At 42.2% G+C, this 17,564-nt stretch carries 15 protein-coding genes and 1 other RNA gene; 8 read left to right on the top strand and 8 right to left on the bottom strand.

The window, feature by feature from the left end; all coding sequences use genetic code 11:
• Window positions 1-314: 314 nt before the first annotated feature.
• Together I1A42_RS00195 and gss are read right to left on the bottom strand one after the other, a co-directional pair.
• Window positions 315-2,348: a methyl-accepting chemotaxis protein gene (locus tag I1A42_RS00195; protein ID WP_230389318.1), complete on the bottom strand. Its 2,034-nt coding sequence runs from the start codon at window positions 2,346-2,348 to the stop codon at window positions 315-317.
• A gap of 205 nt (window positions 2,349-2,553) precedes the next feature.
• On the bottom strand, window positions 2,554-4,434 hold the full coding sequence (gene gss / locus I1A42_RS00190; protein WP_196122188.1) for a bifunctional glutathionylspermidine amidase/synthase: 1,881 nt from the start codon (window positions 4,432-4,434) through the stop codon (window positions 2,554-2,556).
• 340 nt (window positions 4,435-4,774) lie between these two features.
• Between gss and I1A42_RS00185 the strand changes: the two genes are divergently transcribed.
• The 4 genes from I1A42_RS00185 (at window position 4,775) to I1A42_RS00170 (ending at window position 6,236) form a co-directional block, all read left to right on the top strand.
• The gene (locus I1A42_RS00185; protein ID WP_161158120.1) at window positions 4,775-5,011 is read left to right on the top strand and encodes a YgjP-like metallopeptidase domain-containing protein; all 237 of its coding nucleotides are present in this window, start codon (window positions 4,775-4,777) and stop codon (window positions 5,009-5,011) included.
• 57 nt (window positions 5,012-5,068) lie between these two features.
• Window positions 5,069-5,782: a zeta toxin family protein gene (locus I1A42_RS00180; RefSeq protein WP_196122186.1), complete on the top strand. Its 714-nt coding sequence runs from the start codon at window positions 5,069-5,071 to the stop codon at window positions 5,780-5,782.
• Window positions 5,783-5,792: 10 nt separating this feature from the next.
• Entirely contained in the window at window positions 5,793-5,957 is a 165-nt protein-coding gene (locus I1A42_RS00175; RefSeq protein WP_162841936.1) for a hypothetical protein, read from the top strand.
• 114 nt (window positions 5,958-6,071) lie between these two features.
• On the top strand, window positions 6,072-6,236 hold the full coding sequence (locus tag I1A42_RS00170) for a helix-turn-helix transcriptional regulator (RefSeq protein WP_230389316.1): 165 nt from the start codon (window positions 6,072-6,074) through the stop codon (window positions 6,234-6,236).
• A gap of 194 nt (window positions 6,237-6,430) precedes the next feature.
• On the opposite strand, the gene ssrA is transcribed toward I1A42_RS00170, so the two are convergent.
• Together ssrA and smpB are read right to left on the bottom strand one after the other, a co-directional pair.
• Window positions 6,431-6,796, bottom strand: a transfer-messenger RNA (tmRNA) gene (ssrA, locus tag I1A42_RS00165).
• Between the two features lie 68 nt (window positions 6,797-6,864).
• Window positions 6,865-7,350, bottom strand: coding sequence for an SsrA-binding protein SmpB (gene smpB, locus I1A42_RS00160; protein ID WP_161157315.1), 486 nt, complete (start codon window positions 7,348-7,350; stop codon window positions 6,865-6,867).
• Window positions 7,351-7,679: 329 nt separating this feature from the next.
• On the opposite strand from smpB, the gene I1A42_RS00155 reads away from it, so the two are divergent.
• Window positions 7,680-8,108, top strand: a complete 429-nt coding sequence (locus tag I1A42_RS00155; RefSeq protein WP_161157314.1) for an SRPBCC family protein — start codon at window positions 7,680-7,682, stop codon at window positions 8,106-8,108.
• Between the two features lie 2 nt (window positions 8,109-8,110).
• On the top strand, window positions 8,111-8,422 hold the full coding sequence (locus tag I1A42_RS00150; RefSeq protein WP_196122184.1) for an RnfH family protein: 312 nt from the start codon (window positions 8,111-8,113) through the stop codon (window positions 8,420-8,422).
• 134 nt (window positions 8,423-8,556) lie between these two features.
• Here I1A42_RS00150 and bamE read toward each other — a convergent pair whose 3' ends face one another.
• The 3 genes from bamE to nadK all read right to left on the bottom strand — a co-directional run bounded on the left by bamE (window position 8,557) and on the right by nadK (window position 11,931).
• Window positions 8,557-8,916 (bottom strand): outer membrane protein assembly factor BamE, encoded by a 360-nt coding sequence (gene bamE / locus I1A42_RS00145; RefSeq protein ID WP_196122182.1) that lies wholly within the window; start codon window positions 8,914-8,916, stop codon window positions 8,557-8,559.
• A gap of 266 nt (window positions 8,917-9,182) precedes the next feature.
• Window positions 9,183-10,844: a DNA repair protein RecN gene (gene recN / locus I1A42_RS00140; protein WP_196122179.1), complete on the bottom strand. Its 1,662-nt coding sequence runs from the start codon at window positions 10,842-10,844 to the stop codon at window positions 9,183-9,185.
• Between the two features lie 202 nt (window positions 10,845-11,046).
• Entirely contained in the window at window positions 11,047-11,931 is an 885-nt protein-coding gene (gene nadK / locus I1A42_RS00135; RefSeq protein WP_161157310.1) for an NAD(+) kinase, read from the bottom strand.
• 144 nt (window positions 11,932-12,075) lie between these two features.
• On the opposite strand from nadK, the gene grpE reads away from it, so the two are divergent.
• Entirely contained in the window at window positions 12,076-12,693 is a 618-nt protein-coding gene (grpE, locus tag I1A42_RS00130) for a nucleotide exchange factor GrpE (RefSeq protein ID WP_161157309.1), read from the top strand.
• Between the two features lie 159 nt (window positions 12,694-12,852).
• On the opposite strand, the gene I1A42_RS00125 is transcribed toward grpE, so the two are convergent.
• The gene (locus I1A42_RS00125; protein WP_196122177.1) at window positions 12,853-14,955 is read right to left on the bottom strand and encodes a TonB-dependent receptor; all 2,103 of its coding nucleotides are present in this window, start codon (window positions 14,953-14,955) and stop codon (window positions 12,853-12,855) included.
• A gap of 595 nt (window positions 14,956-15,550) precedes the next feature.
• On the opposite strand from I1A42_RS00125, the gene dnaK reads away from it, so the two are divergent.
• Entirely contained in the window at window positions 15,551-17,467 is a 1,917-nt protein-coding gene (gene dnaK, locus I1A42_RS00120) for a molecular chaperone DnaK (RefSeq protein WP_161157307.1), read from the top strand.
• Window positions 17,468-17,564 lie beyond the last annotated feature (97 nt).

Raw genomic sequence — 17,564 nt, 5'->3', positions numbered from 1 at the left:
GACCAATCTGGTCAGCGACTTAGTATTAATAATTACTTTACAAATTAATTGAATATTCAACTTTTATGCCACTGGTATGAAACCATTTGTTTACATTAAATGTGCATACTATGGTTGTAGGTAATTGATTGAAAATTATTAATTTTAAATAAATTTGGCTGTGTTTTAGAGGAGAGGGGAAATAGAAGGTGAGTAGTTTTTTTGCACAAATTGTAAACGTTTGGTAACGGTTTTGGTGCGATTTAAATAGGTAAAATTTGCACAAAAAAAGCTACAGTAAACACTGTAGCTTTTAATAGGAAGCGTTGTACTTGTTACACTTTAAATTGCGATACCTGTGCATCCAATTCTTGATAAAGCGCGTTTAATGAATTGAATTGTGAACGTATTTCTTGTGATGCTTGATCTACACCATCGGTTTGTTCTTTCATTGAAACAAGGTTTTGACTGATCTCTTGAGAAACCGTGGATTGCTCGTTGGTGGCTTGCGCTGTTTGTTCTGAAAGTTCATGAACGGTATTAAATGAGGCGTTTAATGCATCGAAAACGGCTATCACACTATCAAAATTACTAACCGCTTCTGTCGCATTATTCTTACTCATTTTAATGGCGTTAAAGGCTTCGTTAACGCTATCTGTGAGCTGATTAATCATGGTTTCAATCTGATTTGTACTCTCGCCTGTTTGGGTTGCTAGAGTCCGCACTTCATCAGCTACCACCGCAAAACCTCGGCCATATTCTCCGGCGCGAGCTGCTTCGATAGCCGCGTTGAGAGCCAGCAAATTGGTTTGTTCCGCAATCCCACGAATCACTTCCAACACAGAGGAGATAGATTGTGAGTCTTTTTCTAACTCTTCAGCTTTGGTCATGGTGATATCAATATTATCTACTAATGAATCGATCGTGCGATGTGAAGAGCCAACCACGCCACGGCCTTGCTCAATGTGATCGGCGGCTTTGCCTGATTCGGACGAGGTGTTGTGGGCCACGCTCGACATTTGCTCATTAGACATCGACATTTCACTTGCTGCGCTCACAATGGAGTTACATGAATCGACCAAAACATGGGTAATGCTATTTACCGTGTTTGCAACCTGATCGAGTTGTTCCGTGGATGAGCCTAAGGCTGAACTTTTATCTTGGATAACCCGCATGATCGATTGTAATTTCGTGAGGAAACCATCGAATTCATGGGCTAAGTCACCCAACTCATCTTTGGATTTTGAGTTAATGCGAGCCGTTAGATCCCCATCTCCTTCGGAGATCTCTTTAATCCGTTGTGAAATGTCGGTGACATTTTTGGTTATTGATTTGGGAATCAAGTAACCCATTAAAAAGGCGGCAATAAAGCCAGCAACGATAATGACGATGGCGATTTTTTGGTAATGAGCGATATCTTGCGCTATTTCCTGTTCCATTTCGCGACCATGGGTGCGCACCATTTCTCCGGCTTGATCTAATACATCGCGGATAAGACTAAAGTTTTTATCGGCTTGGGCAAGAATATCTTGATGTGATGTCATCTGTTTCACATCATCAGATTCGAGCATAGATAAACTGGTTTTAAACCATTCAGCAAAAAGGGGAATAAAGCGTTGGTATGGCTGAACAAAGTTCGGTTCGTTTTCCATTAAGGTTAAATAGCCCTGAAAGCGATTTAATGTTTGCAGAGTATTTTCTTCAAAATCTTTTTTGTTTTGCGCATAGTCACCAAGTCCTGCCAGTATTTTCTGTTCAGCAAGTCGAGCTTGGTACATATCTCGGTCGGCGTTTAATATTTTTGCGATGGCATTGAGGTAGAGTTGGAGGTGCTCTTGTGTGGCTTGCTCATCAGTCCAAGTGGTGACTTCTTTACGTAACTCGGCTTCTATCGTATCGAGCATGTCACGTAGTGTATAAAAGTCTTTGTCTAATGCTTGAAGTTTGTTATCGACCACCAATTTTGCTTTGTAGCTTGTTGTGATGTTTTTACTGCTCTTCATCCAATCCGCGTAAAGCTGATCAAAATTTTGGAAAGGGGTGAGCAGTTCGGGCTCATCTTTAAGGTATTCACGGAATTTTTGAAAACGGTCGTACACTTGCTTGGCGTTTTCATCAAAATCTTTTTGTTGCGATGCTTTATCGCCATAGTCTGTCAGCATTTCTGCTTGTGCCAAACGAGCTTGGTAGATATCTCTATCAGCATTTAGCACAACTGCTATGGCTTCAAAATAGGATTGCGTCTGCTTTTCCATGGCTTTAGCTTCATATTTCACCATGATCTGCATAAAGGCAAAAATACCAAGTAATACAATGCCCAATAAGAGAATTGGTAGCATCATTTTCAACCGAATGGAGTGAACTCTCATTGGACCCTCACTTGCTAATATAGGAATAGACATGTTTGATTTTTTATATTTAATTAGCTTAGTAACAGATATGTGTGTTAGCCAATATGAGGGATAAGAGCAGAGATGCATTTCACAAAAGCTGGGGGACTGGATTTGGAATGTGTCGATGCTTGTCTATCAGTGAACGGCTTGTGTCGTTCACTGATACTGTGGGTGATTAATCTTAAAGGGAGTTATCTGGAACCACTCTCAATGGCAGAACGTCGCTATCAGTCGTGATAATTAATGATTGATCCACTCGGATACAGCTGCCGCCATAGCTTCCTCCAACCGCAAAGGTACATATCTGTACGCGATAGCCATCGATTTGAGGCAAGCGCCATAACTCTTGATAGATATTTTGTTGGTGAGAAAAACGTCCTTCAGTTTGCCCTAGTTGCTGTTGGTGTTTATCGACTAACTGAATATTATCGCCACAGCGGCCAGCAATCGGTTTAATCACATAGCCACGTTGCTTTAGATCGTCGGTTAATTCAAAGGAACAATCGAGTAGGTAACGATGGTTGGGAAATAAATTCCACAAAACAGGCAAAATGGCTTTGTTGCTTGGAATGAGTGTCCATAGGGGCTCAAACACTTTAACCCTTGGACGCAATAACAAATCAACCAGTCGAACAGGCGCATCAGGTGAGCCAGTACGAATAGGTGGAGCGAGCGCATCATCTTCACATTCATGACGGATTTGATCGAGTGCGGTTTCCCATGCCCAAGTTTTCCAAACGCAATGAATGGCTTCTTCTTCCCTATCAACGACTTCACCCGCATCATTCCAATGAAGTTGCGTTAGACCTCGAATAATTTTGCTGTGTATTCCTGCTTTTGCCATAGCTCTTTGCATAAAGAGTGCATGATAATTTTCTTCTTTATCTTCGTCTTGCAGGATATGGACTGTGCCTTTGGCATCGCTATGACGCCATTCTTCAGCCAGCATGGCAAGTAAATCTTCACCAGCATCTTCGCCTTCTTCACATCTTGCTTGTTTGGCCCACAATCCTTGAATCAAACCAGCCTCGGTATGGCATGAGGCGGAATCAGCATTGTATTCATAAACTTTGAGCCCTTTGTGAGTCAGGCAAAAGTCAAACCGACCATTGATCATTTGATTACGACGGGTTTGCCATGAACGCCTTAAACGAGGCCAAAGCACTTGAGGAATATTGAAATTCGCAAGCAGGGTATCGTCGCGAAGTACTTTATCTGTGGCATGCAAATACATTAGGTGCAGCTCGTTTGTCGCACGAATCAATTCACGCTCTGCAGTGGCCGACATTCTAAAATAGCGCAGCTGCTCCGTGGGGGATTCAGTTAAAAAATCGCTTTCCATAGCATGTGAGAAAGTGGCGAGCAATTCATCATTATGATCTAACCAGGCTTGGGCAAATTGTCCGTTGTCCTGAATTACTCGACTATTTAGCTCGAATAGTCTGGATTCAGTGGTATTGTCAGGCTCTGCATGCTCAGTCTCTGCGGTTTGAATCATCCAGCCCAGAATTTTTGTCGAGCTAAACCCTTCGATAATTCGGTAGTGACCATCGTTGCTGTGTTCGAGTTGCAGTTCACGGCACCATTGCTGGCCTGCAGGCAGTTTGCAGTGCTCAAGATTCTGTTCAGCGATACGAATTTTATTGTCAAACACCTCAGTGATCACGGCTACATGACCAGTGACTTCAAAGTCTCCACCCGCTGCCCAAATAAGTAGGGCGCCTGCTTCTGGCTTCTTCATGCCGCCATTTTTGAAAGCTTGGAAGGGCAGTAAAGCATCATCTTCAACTCGACGTAAATAGCGTAAAGCAAAGATGTCATAAGCCATGGGAACGTCGGTAAAAACAAGCCCTCGATTAAGGTAAAGCCAACGGCGAGCAAATTCGACACATTGCCATTTGTGGCCCATATATTCATTGCCGATATAGCTGCGGTAATCAGAATTGTGTTGAAACTGGGTAGGGTCAGCACTTTTATAATCGCTAGAAAAGATCGCTACGCCTCCCGGAGCGTGCCCAAGCACGGTGCCGAATGGTTCCGGTGGAAACTGTAATTTATGCAAAACAAATTCCTTGGTTATGGAAGGGAAACAATACGCTGAACAGATATGGTGACATAGGTGCAACAAGTAGCATTATAGCGCTGCACATGAAGAGAGAAAGCAGTCTGTGAGAAAAGAAAAGGCAGGAAAGTGTGGATGGGAATTTGAGGTTAAAACAACCTAGGAGTTGTATTTGTCGAGATAAACAACTTATGAGTTGTTTTTATATAGCCAAACAACGTTTTAGTTGTTCGGACAGCGCCAGTATGAACATGTAAATCTCGTCGCTCATCGTTCCAAATATGGAATCGTTAGCGCATTTTGCTATGGTTAGCCGAACTGGTGGGATTAACTACGGTACATTTGTTGCTGGTGGAGCTGTAACATTCAAGCCAAGCGTCTTTGGCTCAATTCAGAGTTGGCAAAGAAACCGCCTGAATGTTTAGAATACATTTTGGTTCATGAGATGGTCCATTTACTGGAACGTAACCATAATGATCGATTCAAACATCCGATGGAGCGATTTATGCTTAACTGGAGAGAACCTCGTAGCTTGCTTAACAGCTTACCATTGGTGTATGAAGATTGGAGTTATTAATTCTGTACGTTTGTTTATGCAGAGAGCTAACCAGTAATTTGTCATGGGATACACGCAATGAATGATCAAGAGATTATCGATAAGGCAATCGCTGAAGCTAAAAAAATGAAAAAGGCTCTAGCTAAAAAGATGGTGGACCATTTGCCTCAGGAAGAGTCTGCGGTATCTGTTTTTATGGCGGGTTCTCCTGGAGCTGGAAAAACTGAAACAGCGCGTAATATTTTGAGTATGTTTAAAACTCAAAGTGGTATGTCGCTAGTTCATATCGAAAATGATGAGCTTCGCAAAGAGTTCGAGGATTATCATGGTGAGAATTCACCATTATTCCAAAGAGCTGCTACTCTTCTGGTTGAAGCGATTCACGATCGTGCGTTACACAAAGACGTTAGCTTTATCTTGGATTCAACATTGTCTAGCTTTGAAAAAGCAAAGGTCAATATCGAACGTTCTTTAAAGCGTGGAAGGTTTGTGCAAATTATCTTTGTCTACCAGGAACCAGAGCAAGCATGGCGCTTGGTGAAAGCTCGAGAGAAAGTTGAAGGGCGAAGAGTTCCAGAAGAAGTGTTTGTGACTCAATTTATGCAATCACAACAAGTGGTTAGTGAATTGAAGAACATATTTGGTTCTGATATCGATATTATGTTCATTGAAAAAAATATTGACGGCAAGAACGAAAGGCCTCATTTTAATGTGACTGATATTGACGCATTGTTACGCAAAAAGTACAATCGCCAATCTTTAGAAACCATCGTCGGATTACAACAATCATAAGGAGGAAAGGATGATCGGTACTAAACGTGAAAAGGTTAAATCCACACCTTTCTCTGATTTTATTCGTCATGCTTCATCAAGTGAGAAACGTAAACTCTTCGATAAAGTGGTAAGAGAAACGATCAAAGAACAGCAAGAAATGATTGCAAAAGCTGATCAGCGCGTTTGTCGTTAAAATCAAACATCATTTATCAAAGCCGCTTAATAGCGGCTTTGTTGTTTCTAGAGTTTAAATAATCTCACATATATATCATCACCCCGAACTAATCCAATAGCGAAAGGTGATGATATGCAATACCAACCAATCTGTTTGATTCGATTAAAAGAAGTCATGGCGATGACGGGGCTTAGTCGCTCGTATGTGTACCAATTGATAGGGCAAGGATACTTTCCTCAATCCATTTCGTTAGGCGCACGTGCAGTGGCTTGGGTCCAAAGTGAAGTACAACAGTGATTGATAGTAGGCCTATTTCCTCCCAGCGAGCGCTTGACGCCTCGTTAGAGCGCGTCATGGTATGAAACTACCATTCAATTAAACAGCTGATACTGGCTGTTACAGGATCGTTAGTGACCTAAATTTATTTGAACTACAAATGGCAAGAAAACAAAAGGCCGCTAACTCATTGAGTTAGCGGCCTTCCAATCGATTGGTGGAGCTGGCGGGAGTTGAACCCGCGTCCGAAAATCATTCATCTTTGGTACTACATGCTTAGTCGATCTTTAATTTCACCACCGCCTGCGAACCGACACGCTAACGAATGGCTAACCTGAATTATATCTTACGCTTCATCCCTCAGGTGGGGGAATCCACGCCAGCTTGTTTGGGTTTGACCATCTGAACTCCCCGTCCTACAAGCGGAGGCTAGGGCAGATGGGCTCTTAGCAGGTTATTAAGCTGCTAGTGCGTAGTTTTCGTCGTTTGCGACTATTTTTTTGCGGTTTGTTAACGAGGCCTACCGCACCTCGGCATGCACCTCAGACTGCAAAATTCCCGTCGAATCCTAAATCAGCCCCAGGTTGTTAAGGAGCATACTAACAGAATCTAAATTTCTGTCTAGCTCCCTAAGTTCAAGTGGTTACAATTAACGCAATCCACTTTTCATAATTCGTGCTTTTTGACGTTGCCAATCTTGTTCTTTCAGGGTGTCACGTTTGTCGTGAAGTTTTTTACCCTTCGCCACACCGATCTTGATTTTTGCCCAAGAGCGAGACCAATACATTGCTGTGGCAACCAGTGTCATCCCTTCGCGGTTAACTCGACCAAACAGATTGTCTAGTTCGCGACGTGATAATAACAGTTTACGAATGCGCGTTGGGTTAGCGACTACGTGAGTTGAAGCTTGTTGCAATGGAATGATACTCATACCAGAGATAAATGCTTCTCCGTCACGCAGATAGACATAACTTTCTGCGATATTCGCTTTGCCCTGGCGAAGTGACTTAACTTCCCAGCCTTGAAGCTCGATTCCCGCTTCGATTTCATCTTCGATGAAATACTCGTGACGAGCTTTTTTGTTTAGCGCGATAGTATTGCTACCCGCTTTATCTTTTGATTTCTTCTTTGCCATAGTGGGCGCATTATACGGATTAGTTAAGGTGATGAAAACGCTTTTCTTTATCTTGATACTTGGTGTCTCATTCTGTCAATGAACTCTTTTTGCCTGTTTACGTAACAACTAATACAAGCATTGGAAACGGTGTAGGTTTCGTTCTTTGATTTTATGAAGCGACCTTGTTCAGTGCGCTTTTCGGCTTACCTTTAAGTTGAGGGCAATTTTTTTCTTTTCAAGGGGCGCAGCATCTTGATTGAGGTATTTATGGCAGAAACTTGAGCAATGTGAGGGATGCCAGTACAATCGCTGCGCCGGACTGTCTGGGAAAATCATGAGGAGTATAGATGAATCAAGTAAGTCGTTCTGCGTTAGTCTCTTTCAGTGCAGAGCAGATGTTTCATCTGGTCAACGATGTCGCGAGCTATCCTGAGTTTCTTCCGGGGTGTTCTGGGTCGCGGGTTATTGAGTCCACCAATGAAAAGATGGTGGCGTCGGTCGATGTATCGAAGGCAGGTATTAAAAAGACCTTTGTGACACGTAATGAATTACGTGACGGCGAAGCGATCCTCATGGATTTGGTGGATGGTCCATTTAAATCGTTAAAGGGCGGTTGGTATTTTACCCCGCTTGATGAGCATGCATGCAAAGTGGAACTCAAGTTAGAATTTGAGTTCTCTAGCAAAATGATTGAGATGGTCTTTGGTAAGATTTTTAATGAATTGACCAATAATATGGTGAATGCGTTTACCCAACGAGCAAAACAGGTGTATTAATCGTGAACAGCGATAGTGACATGATTCATGTAGAAGTGGTTTATGCGTTGCCTCATGAGCAGCGAGTCATCAACTTAGTTGTGAAAAGTGATCTGACGGTAGAAGAGATTATTAATAAATCTGGACTGCTAGAGATGTACCCTGAGATTGATTTATCGAAAAATAAGGTTGGGGTCTTTTCTCGTAATGTGAAGCTAGATGCCACTGTACGTGATAGAGATCGGATTGAAATTTATCGGCCGCTAATCGCCGACCCTAAAGAAATTCGCCGCAAACGAGCTGAACAAGCCAAAGCGCAAGCGAATAATAAATAGTAATACCAATTTTCAAATACTAAAAAAGCTCGCTGATTGAAGCGAGCTTTTTGTTGGTATTGGCTTTTGAGCACACTGCCCAAACGTGCAGGCAGTCCAATCAAGATAACAGCGTGCGTTGCTGTTTTTGACTTCTAGTTGATTCCCTCGAAAAAGTTGTCGCCAGTTTTATAGTCTCCCGCGATTTTCACCAACTTTCCTGAGTTGTTAAAGTTTACGATGAGGTTTTTCTGCACCACGTCACCGTGTCCTGGTTTGTGGTGATAAATGTAGTACCAAGTATTTGGGTAGCCGTTTTCTACCAACATTGGTGAACCTAACACGTAACGCACTTGTTCTTTAGACATACCAAACTTCAGCTGATTCACTTCGCTTTGTTCAATATAGTTTCCTTGGTTGATGTCGATTCGGTAAACCAAACGTTCTACAACTGAGCAGCCAGACAATGCTGTCACGGCTAAAGGGAGGGCGATAAGCCACTTGGTAAACTGCATATTCAAAATTCTGTATTTATTGGACTCAAAAACTTGGCTGATAATAAACAAGCTTGAAGCAGAAGTAAAAACTTCAAACGTTCCCTGAGCAATTTAAGACTGCGAATTTTGCGTTTGGTTGCAAAGAATGACAAAAAAACTCGCTTTTTTTAAAGAAAAAGGTGGGGGTATACAAGCGTAAAGCGAAGATAAGAGCAGGATAAACCTGCTCTTTTAAAGATGGTTACTTATTGATTAGTCATGTTTCTCAAACAAGATGCGCAGAATTATGCAGCAATCAATAGTTCTTTAGCGTTTGCTAAGGTGGTTTCTGTAATTTGGCTGCCACCTAATAAGCGTGCTAATTCTTCAATACGCTGCTCTTCGTTGAGTTTGAGCATTTGAGTTTCCGTCATTCCACCTTTGGTCTGTTTGGCGACAAACATCTGGTTATGACCACAACCTGCAACTTGAGGAAGGTGAGTGACACATAATACTTGGGTTGATTCGCCCAGTTTACGCAGCATTCGCCCAACAACTGCGGCAGTTGGACCGGAAATGCCCACGTCAACTTCATCGAAAATTAGACTAGGGGTGTCCACTTTTTGTGCAGTAATCACTTGGATTGCTAGTGACATACGTGATAGCTCACCTCCAGATGCTACTTTCGCAATAGGTTGAACAGGTTGTCCTGGGTTGGTGGAAACCAAGAATGTGACGGCATCAAATCCTAACGGAGATGGGTGCCCTTGGTTATTCACTTCAATTTTAAATTGAGCTTTTTCCATACTCAGTTCATGCATACTCTGCGAAATCAATTTATCGAGCTCTTTAGCATAGCGACAACGTGATTTATGCAGTTTTTCCGCTTGCTTGATAAAACGTTGGTACTTTTCTTCTACTTCTTCTTCGTATTGCGCCATTTTTTCATCGGAGCAATCCAAGGCAGAAATTTGGTTGAGTAAATCTTGATGGTGGTTATACAGCTCTTCCGGTTGCACATGATGTTTGCGAGCGAGAGACATAATGCGTGAATAGCGTTGCTCAACATATGCCATACGTTCGGGATCGACATCGATGCCATCTAGATAGTTACGTAGTTCGTTGTTGGCTTCTTCAAGCTGAATCATTGCCTCTGCCACCATATTAGGTAGAGACGCAAGTGTATTGTCCAATTCTGCGAGCTCTATCAGGGTGCTACTGGCTGATTGGAGAATGCTTAAGGCATTGACCTCTTCACCTTCATAAATCAGCTCTATGGCTTTCTGACAGTTAATCGCAAGATCGCCGCTATTAGATAAGCGTTTATATTCTTGTTCCAGTTCAGCAAACTCCTCTTCACCAATGGCAAGTTCATTGAGCTCTTTAATTTGGTATTCGAGGAGTTGTAGCTGAGCTAGGTTTTGCTGGCTATTCTCTTTGAGTTGTTTTAATTGGTTGTTGGCTTGGCGCCAATCTTGGTAGTTGAGGCGTGTTTTTTTCAACAGTTCAGTGTGGCCTGCATATTGATCAAGCATGGTGAGCTGATATTCATTTTTCATCAATTGCTGGTGAGCATGTTGACCATGAATATTGATCAGTAGCTGGCCAAGTGCTTTCAGTTGCGAAAGTGGCACTGGGCTGCCGTTAACAAACGCACGAGAACGTCCTTCTTTGGTAATGGTGCGACGTAAAATACATTCGTTACCGTCAAGAAGGTCGTTATCCTCAAGCCAGCGGGTAGCGTTGACGTTGTTATCGAGAATAAAGGTGGCGCAGACTTCAGTTTTGTCTTCACCTTGTCGGACAATGCTGGCTTCGGCGCGTGCGCCAAGACATAAGCCTAAAGCATCAATAGCGATAGATTTACCCGCACCGGTTTCACCTGTAATGGTGGTCATGCCTGATGCGAGTTCAAGTTGCAAAGATTTCACAATTGCGAAGTTATTTACACTTAGATGAGCCAGCATTTTATTGCACCTGTATAGTTGAACAATACTGTATAAGAAAACAGTATATACTGTTTCTTTATACAGTAAAGATGATCAGATGAAATTTTTCTGGTTTATTGAGCAGAGAAATCACACGGATTATAAAAGTGTGAACTGGCTCAAAATGACAAAAGAAGGACCAAAGTCCTTCTTTTGTTTTAATGAGCGGCGAATGTGGTTGTTAAAACAGTTTGCTTGACCAACCCAGTTTGTTTCGCAACACGTGGTAGTAGTTGTAATCTTTTGGATGAATCAATTTTAATACATTGGGGCTTTGATAGACGTGTACTTCATCACCCGGTGAAACAGGAAGTGTCACTTGCCCATCACAGCTCACTTCTTGATTGAGAGAGTTGTTCGGCGAAACGACCAATTTAATTCGGCGATTACCATCCACGACTAACGGGCGACACGACAAGGTGTGTGGAAACATTGGCACCAATGTGATCGCATTTAAGCTTGGCGATAAAATAGGGCCACCGCCGGAGAGTGAATAAGCGGTTGAACCTGTAGGTGTTGAGACAATCAATCCATCAGAACGTTGTGAAAATGCAAAGTTATTATCAATGTACACTTCAAATTCAATCATGCGGGCAATTTTACCCGGATGTAACACGGCTTCGTTCAACGCTGAATTATGACTTTTAATTTGTCCGTGGCGATGTACTTCGGCTTCGAGCAAGAAGCGATCTTCTTCAAGGTATTCGCCATCAAGCACATTTTTTAGACCTTCACATACTTCATCGGGATTAAGGTCGGTTAAGAAACCAAGATTACCTCGGTTTACACCAATAACGGATATATCGAAACGAGAGAGCACTCGGGCAGCGCCTAACATGTTTCCATCGCCACCAACCACGATGGCTAAATCGGCCTTCTTCCCTAAATCTAAAATAGGCGCAAATTGCTTTTCTGGTATGTCCGGTAATATATCGGCCAAACGGTCATCAATAAATACAGGATAACCAAGGGAAGTTAACCACTGGTAAAGTTCACTGTGCGTTTGAATTGCGTGCTGATCTCGTGGTTTACCAATGATGGCGATCACTTCAAATGGTTTTTTCATGTGTTTTCCAACCTATTTAGGCTTGAATCAGAAATCTTCATCCCCATAATAAAGGCAAGTCATACTTTTATGCGAATTTTTGTGTCACGAAACGTACGAGAATTCAATTCCTAACCACATAGAGAGTGGAATTCTGGAGATATCATGAGCAACGAAGAAAACAAAATCCAAGAAGAAGAGCTGCAGCAAGAGCAAGCGGTTGAGGTTGAAGCTGAAGCCGTAGGTACTGATGCTGATATCGATTGGAATGAAGAGGCTGCCCAAGAAGGTGAAGTCGTTGATGAGCAAGAAGATAAAATTGCTCAGTTAGAAGCGGCGTTATTGGCTAGTGAAGATCGTGTGAAGGAACAGCAAGAGTCTGTACTTCGTGCGAAGGCGGACGTGGAAAACATGCGTCGTCGTACAGAGCAAGAAATCGATAAAGCACGTAAATATGCGTTGAATCGTTTTGCAGAAGAGTTACTGCCGATTGTCGATAACCTAGAGCGTGCGATTCAAGCCGCTGACGCTGAAAATGAAGTAGTGAAGCCACTACTTGAAGGTGTTGAACTAACACACAAAACTTTCGTTGATACTATCGCTAAATTTGGCGTTAAAGAGATCAACCCTGAAGGTGAAACCTTTAATCCTGAATTTCATCAGGCAATGTCGATTCAAGAAAGCCCAGATCATGAACCAAATACAGTGATGTTTGTGATGCAAAAAGGCTACGAATTGAATGGTCGTGTGATTCGTCCAGCAATGGTTATGGTGTCTAAATAACTTTTTGTTCGAACAAACACTGAGCTGACGGAAAGGGCTAGGAAAATTACCTAGCCTTTTTTATTGGCTGAAAACAGTGAAATGGGTATGAATACCAACAAGAAAGGCGACTGCAATGAATGCAGTCGCCTTTAGTTTTATTGACAGGCAGTCAATTAATTACATTTTGTAAGTAAGGTTCAAGCCGTAAGTACGGGTTTGGCCTACAGAAGCGCGTACAGGGCTACTTGATTTAAGTAGGATAATATCTGCGTTAGCAAGGTTTTTAATGTAGCTATCGATAGTTAAATTACCCCAAGTGTAACTTAGGCGTGCATCAGCAGTCATGTAATCGCCAGCTTTGTAGTCGCTGTCGTTATCTAGATCTGAGTAGTATTCACCTACGTATTTCGCATCAGCTCCGAACGAGAAGTTTTCGCCAATGTACTGAGTGAAACCAACACTTACGTTAGTGTGTGGTGCATATGGTAGTTCGTCACCGTCACCTGCGTTGTTATTGTCGATTTTAGAGTTCATCAAACCGGCACCAGTACGCAGCATTAGGTTATCGGTTGCCCAATACGTCCCTTCTAGTTCGATACCGTATGTGTGTGATGAATCAACGTTAGTGATGATTGAGTTTGATTGTGCTTGGTAATCACTGTAATCGTTATAGAACAAGTTTGTTGCTAAGCTTGCGCGGTTACCAAACTGAGTTTTAGAGGTTAACTCATAAGCCCAAACCGTTTCTTTTGAATATTGATAGTAAACACCAGTGGACATAGTCGCACCTGCTCCACCTGCGTTATAACCACGACGAATGTTACCACCCACTGTGGTGCTGTCGGTGACATCGTAAGTCATACCGACTTTAGGCAGGAATATGGTGTCGCTGTCATCTTGATCAATATCGTGCGCAGATGTTCCTCTTGGGTTGTACACCATGTCACGGTCAGTGGTGTTGTGCTCTAAACGACCACCACCAATCAAATTCCATACAGGAGTAAGTGCGTAAGTTGCTTCTCCGTAAATAGCAGATACTTGGTTTTTCGCCGAGCTATCAAAACTGGTGTAGGAACTCATCGCATTATCAACAGTAAAATTATTTTTCTCATGTTGGAAATACAAACCAGTCATGCCAGACCATGCTGAACCAGGTACTGCAAAGTTAACACGGTCATCCAACGTGAAGGTATATAGTTTGTTATCTAACTGAGTTTTATTTAATGGATATTGGTAGAACGTAATATGATCTAACTGGTAATCCATGTGCAGTAAGTTAGAAATACCATTATCAAAATCATAATTGATATCGGTGGCAATTGTATGGATGGACGTATCCTGAATACGAGTGTTACCGTTTTGGGTGCTGGCTAAAGTTTGAGTTTGAGAGCCGTAATCGTCATCACTGTCATTTACCCAAGTCAGGAATTCACCTTTATACTTATGGTAGTTGTAAGTCAGTTTGGCGGATAGACCAGGGATCGCGCTAGGTTCCCAAAGTAACTTAGAGCGAACATTTAAGTTTTTAGCATCATTGACATCCGGGCCAGTGTCTAGCTCATCATCATTTTGAGCGTAGTTTAACCAGCCTTCACCAGTTGAACCATCGACAGCAACACGCCATGCCAATTCATTATCGATAATAGGCGCATTGAACATGACTGCCATGTTCTTTTTAAAGTTGCCATTTTCGTAGTTTTCTAAACCGCCACGAACTGCGGCTTCGTATTCATAAGTTGGATCGTTAGTGGTTTGAACCAGTGCACCACCAATCGCGTTAGTCCCTTGTGAAGTGGATTGTGGACCACGCAATACTTCAACACTTTTGGCATCCCAAAGACCTGATGGAGAGTAGCTATAACCTGTCCAACGTTGAGTTACGCCATCAACAATAGTAGCAACTCGTGAACGGCTACCAGTTAGGTAAGCATATTGACCAGTCGCTGCGCCAGTACCAGAAATACCGCGAATGGTAATGTTACCAAATCCCTCTGAAACCACGTTTGGTGCCAAAGTGACGATGTCGTTAATTTGTTTGTATTGACCATTTGCAAGTTGGTCTGAATCAATAACGGTTACGGCAGTTGTGGTGTGTTTTAAATCTTTGTTGGTTTTTTCGCCAGTAACGGTGATGGTGTCCATCGCTTCTACCGAATTGGTGTTTTCTGCAGAGACAGCGAGGGGAGCATAAAAGAGAGGCGCTGTTCCTAATACAGATGCGATGATCCACTTAAGATAACTCGGTTTACCGAAAGCTGGAGAGGTGAACTGATCGTTCATTACTGACTTTCCTTATTAGTGATATTGAATAGACAATTTTTGAACGATAAATGCAATGAGAATTATTATCAATATCAAAATCATTTAAATGATAGAAAAGTCAGTTTTTTGATAATAAAGAATCGGTTTGGATCACGATTTTGCGTGGAACAAAATCGAATTTTTGTACTAAGGCAACATAAGGTAGGGGTAAATTAGGGATGTGTCTTACCTAAATTAGGGATGAAAAAATTTGTTACGTGATAAATAAAGGAGGGTATCTATTGTTTTTTGATTCATTATTTTTAGAGGAAAACCTAGCCATTTATTTCATTTTTATCATTCAAAGATCCTTTAAAAAAAGCAATTAGCCTCCATTTAATGATTAAGATTGATGAATTATTCATCTTTCACGGAGAATCTGGCGAAAAAAAACGAAGAAATTGGTTTTTTTTTCATTGGTTCCCTTGAAAAGGATATTTATGCCCTTATCTATGTGGGCATAGAGAAGCAAACTTAAAAGTTTAGTTTGTGAGTAAGGGTTGAAAGCCCATTCTCCATCCCCACATAAGGGGATATAGCCAAACGAACAATTGAATTATTCGGAGATAGCCTGATGGGTAAAATCATTGGTATTGACTTAGGTACTACTAACTCGTGTGTTGCTGTACTAGACGGCGACAAACCTCGCGTAATTGAAAATGCAGAAGGTGAACGTACAACTCCTTCTATCATCGCGTACACAGACGGTGAAACTCTGGTTGGTCAACCTGCAAAACGCCAAGCTGTTACAAACCCTGAAAACACGCTATTCGCAATTAAGCGTTTGATCGGTCGTCGCTTTGAAGATAAAGAAGTTCAACGTGACATCGAAATCATGCCTTACAAAATTGTTAAAGCTGACAATGGCGATGCATGGGTTGAAGCTCGCGGTGAAAAAATGGCTGCACCTCAAGTTTCTGCAGAAGTTTTGAAAAAAATGAAGAAAACTGCAGAAGATTTCCTAGGTGAAGAAGTGACTGGCGCAGTAATCACTGTACCTGCTTACTTTAACGATGCTCAACGTCAAGCAACAAAAGATGCTGGCCGTATCGCTGGTCTAGAAGTTAAACGTATCATCAACGAACCTACAGCAGCTGCTCTTGCTTATGGTCTTGACCAAAAAGGCGGTGACCGCACTATCGCTGTATACGACCTTGGTGGTGGTACATTCGATATCTCAATCATCGAAATCGATGAAGTAGATGGCGAGAAAACATTCGAAGTTCTTTCAACCAACGGTGACACTCACTTAGGTGGTGAAGACTTTGATACTCGCTTGATCAACTACTTGGCCGAGCAGTTCAAAGCTGAGCAAGGTATCGAACTTAAACACGATCCGCTTGCAATGCAACGTCTTAAAGAAGCTGCAGAAAAAGCGAAAATTGAACTGTCTTCAGCACAACAAACTGATGTAAACCTACCTTACATCACTGCTGATGCAACAGGTCCAAAACACATGAATATCAAAGTGACTCGTGCAAAACTTGAGTCTCTTGTTGAAGACCTAGTACAACGTTCTCTAGAGCCTATGAAAGTAGCTCTAGCAGATGCAGAGCTATCTGTAGGTGACGTGACTGACGTAATCTTGGTTGGCGGTCAAACACGTATGCCTATGGTTGGTAAAGCGGTTGCTGAATTCTTCGGTAAAGAAGCTCGCCGTGATGTGAACCCTGATGAAGCAGTAGCAATGGGTGCTGCAGTTCAAGGTGGTGTACTTGCTGGTGACGTAAAAGACGTTCTTCTTCTTGACGTAACTCCTCTGTCTCTTGGTATCGAAACCATGGGCGGTGTGATGACTAAACTGATTGAGAAAAACACAACTATCCCAACAAAAGCGCACCAAGTGTTCTCAACTGCAGAAGACAACCAAAGCGCAGTGACTATCCACGTACTGCAAGGTGAACGTAAGCAGGCGACTTACAACAAGTCTCTTGGTCAGTTCAACCTAGAAGGCATTAACCCTGCACCACGTGGTATGCCTCAAATCGAAGTGACTTTCGACCTTGATGCGGATGGTATCTTGCACGTGTCTGCAAAAGACAAACAAACTGGTAAAGAACAAAACATCACTATCCAAGCTTCCGGTGGCCTAAGTGATGAAGACATCGAAAAAATGGTTCAAGAAGCAGAAGCTAACAAAGAAGAAGATAAAAAATTCGAAGAGTTAGCGACTGCACGTAACCAAGCTGACCAAATGATTCACGCAACAAACAAACAAGTTGCTGAAGCAGGCGATGCTCTACCAGCAGAAGACAAAGAAAAAATTGAAGCAGCTGTAAAAGAACTTGAAACAGCTCGTAACGGTTCAGACAAAGCTGAAATCGATGCGAAAGTTCAAGCGCTGATGACTGCATCTCAAAAATTAATGGAAATCGCTCAGCAAAAAGCTCAAGCAGAGCAAGGCGCTGAAGCAGGCGAACAACAATCTGCATCTTCTGATGACGACGTTGTTGATGCTGAATTCGAAGAAGTTAACGACGATAAAAAATAATCGTTAGTAACGAGGCGCTTGTTTAGGTAAGTTCATGATTTTATGACTGGACTTACCCTCTAAAACAGGCTTCTACTTCGATAACTCTTTATGATTT

It is taken from the genome of Vibrio nitrifigilis, from assembly GCF_015686695.1.
Taxonomy (GTDB): Bacteria; Pseudomonadota; Gammaproteobacteria; order Enterobacterales; family Vibrionaceae; genus Vibrio; species Vibrio nitrifigilis.
Note: the sequence above shows the minus strand (reverse complement) of the source record. Positions and strands in the feature narration are given on the sequence as shown.

Excerpts from the sequence above, each read along its gene's own strand:
- I1A42_RS00155 (WP_161157314.1), top strand. The coding sequence starts at position 7,680 with ATGAATCAAGTAAGTCGTTCTGCGTTAGTCTCTTTCAGTGCAGAGCAG.
- recN (WP_196122179.1), bottom strand. The coding sequence starts at position 10,844 with ATGCTGGCTCATCTAAGTGTAAATAACTTCGCAATTGTGAAATCTTTG.
- I1A42_RS00170 (WP_230389316.1), top strand. The coding sequence starts at position 6,072 with ATGCAATACCAACCAATCTGTTTGATTCGATTAAAAGAAGTCATGGCG.
- I1A42_RS00180 (WP_196122186.1), top strand. The coding sequence starts at position 5,069 with ATGAATGATCAAGAGATTATCGATAAGGCAATCGCTGAAGCTAAAAAA.
- smpB (WP_161157315.1), bottom strand. The coding sequence starts at position 7,350 with ATGGCAAAGAAGAAATCAAAAGATAAAGCGGGTAGCAATACTATCGCG.
- I1A42_RS00125 (WP_196122177.1), bottom strand. The coding sequence starts at position 14,955 with ATGAACGATCAGTTCACCTCTCCAGCTTTCGGTAAACCGAGTTATCTT.
- I1A42_RS00175 (WP_162841936.1), top strand. The coding sequence starts at position 5,793 with ATGATCGGTACTAAACGTGAAAAGGTTAAATCCACACCTTTCTCTGAT.
- grpE (WP_161157309.1), top strand. The coding sequence starts at position 12,076 with ATGAGCAACGAAGAAAACAAAATCCAAGAAGAAGAGCTGCAGCAAGAG.
- nadK (WP_161157310.1), bottom strand. The coding sequence starts at position 11,931 with ATGAAAAAACCATTTGAAGTGATCGCCATCATTGGTAAACCACGAGAT.
- dnaK (WP_161157307.1), top strand. The coding sequence starts at position 15,551 with ATGGGTAAAATCATTGGTATTGACTTAGGTACTACTAACTCGTGTGTT.
- bamE (WP_196122182.1), bottom strand. The coding sequence starts at position 8,916 with ATGCAGTTTACCAAGTGGCTTATCGCCCTCCCTTTAGCCGTGACAGCA.
- I1A42_RS00195 (WP_230389318.1), bottom strand. The coding sequence starts at position 2,348 with ATGAGAGTTCACTCCATTCGGTTGAAAATGATGCTACCAATTCTCTTA.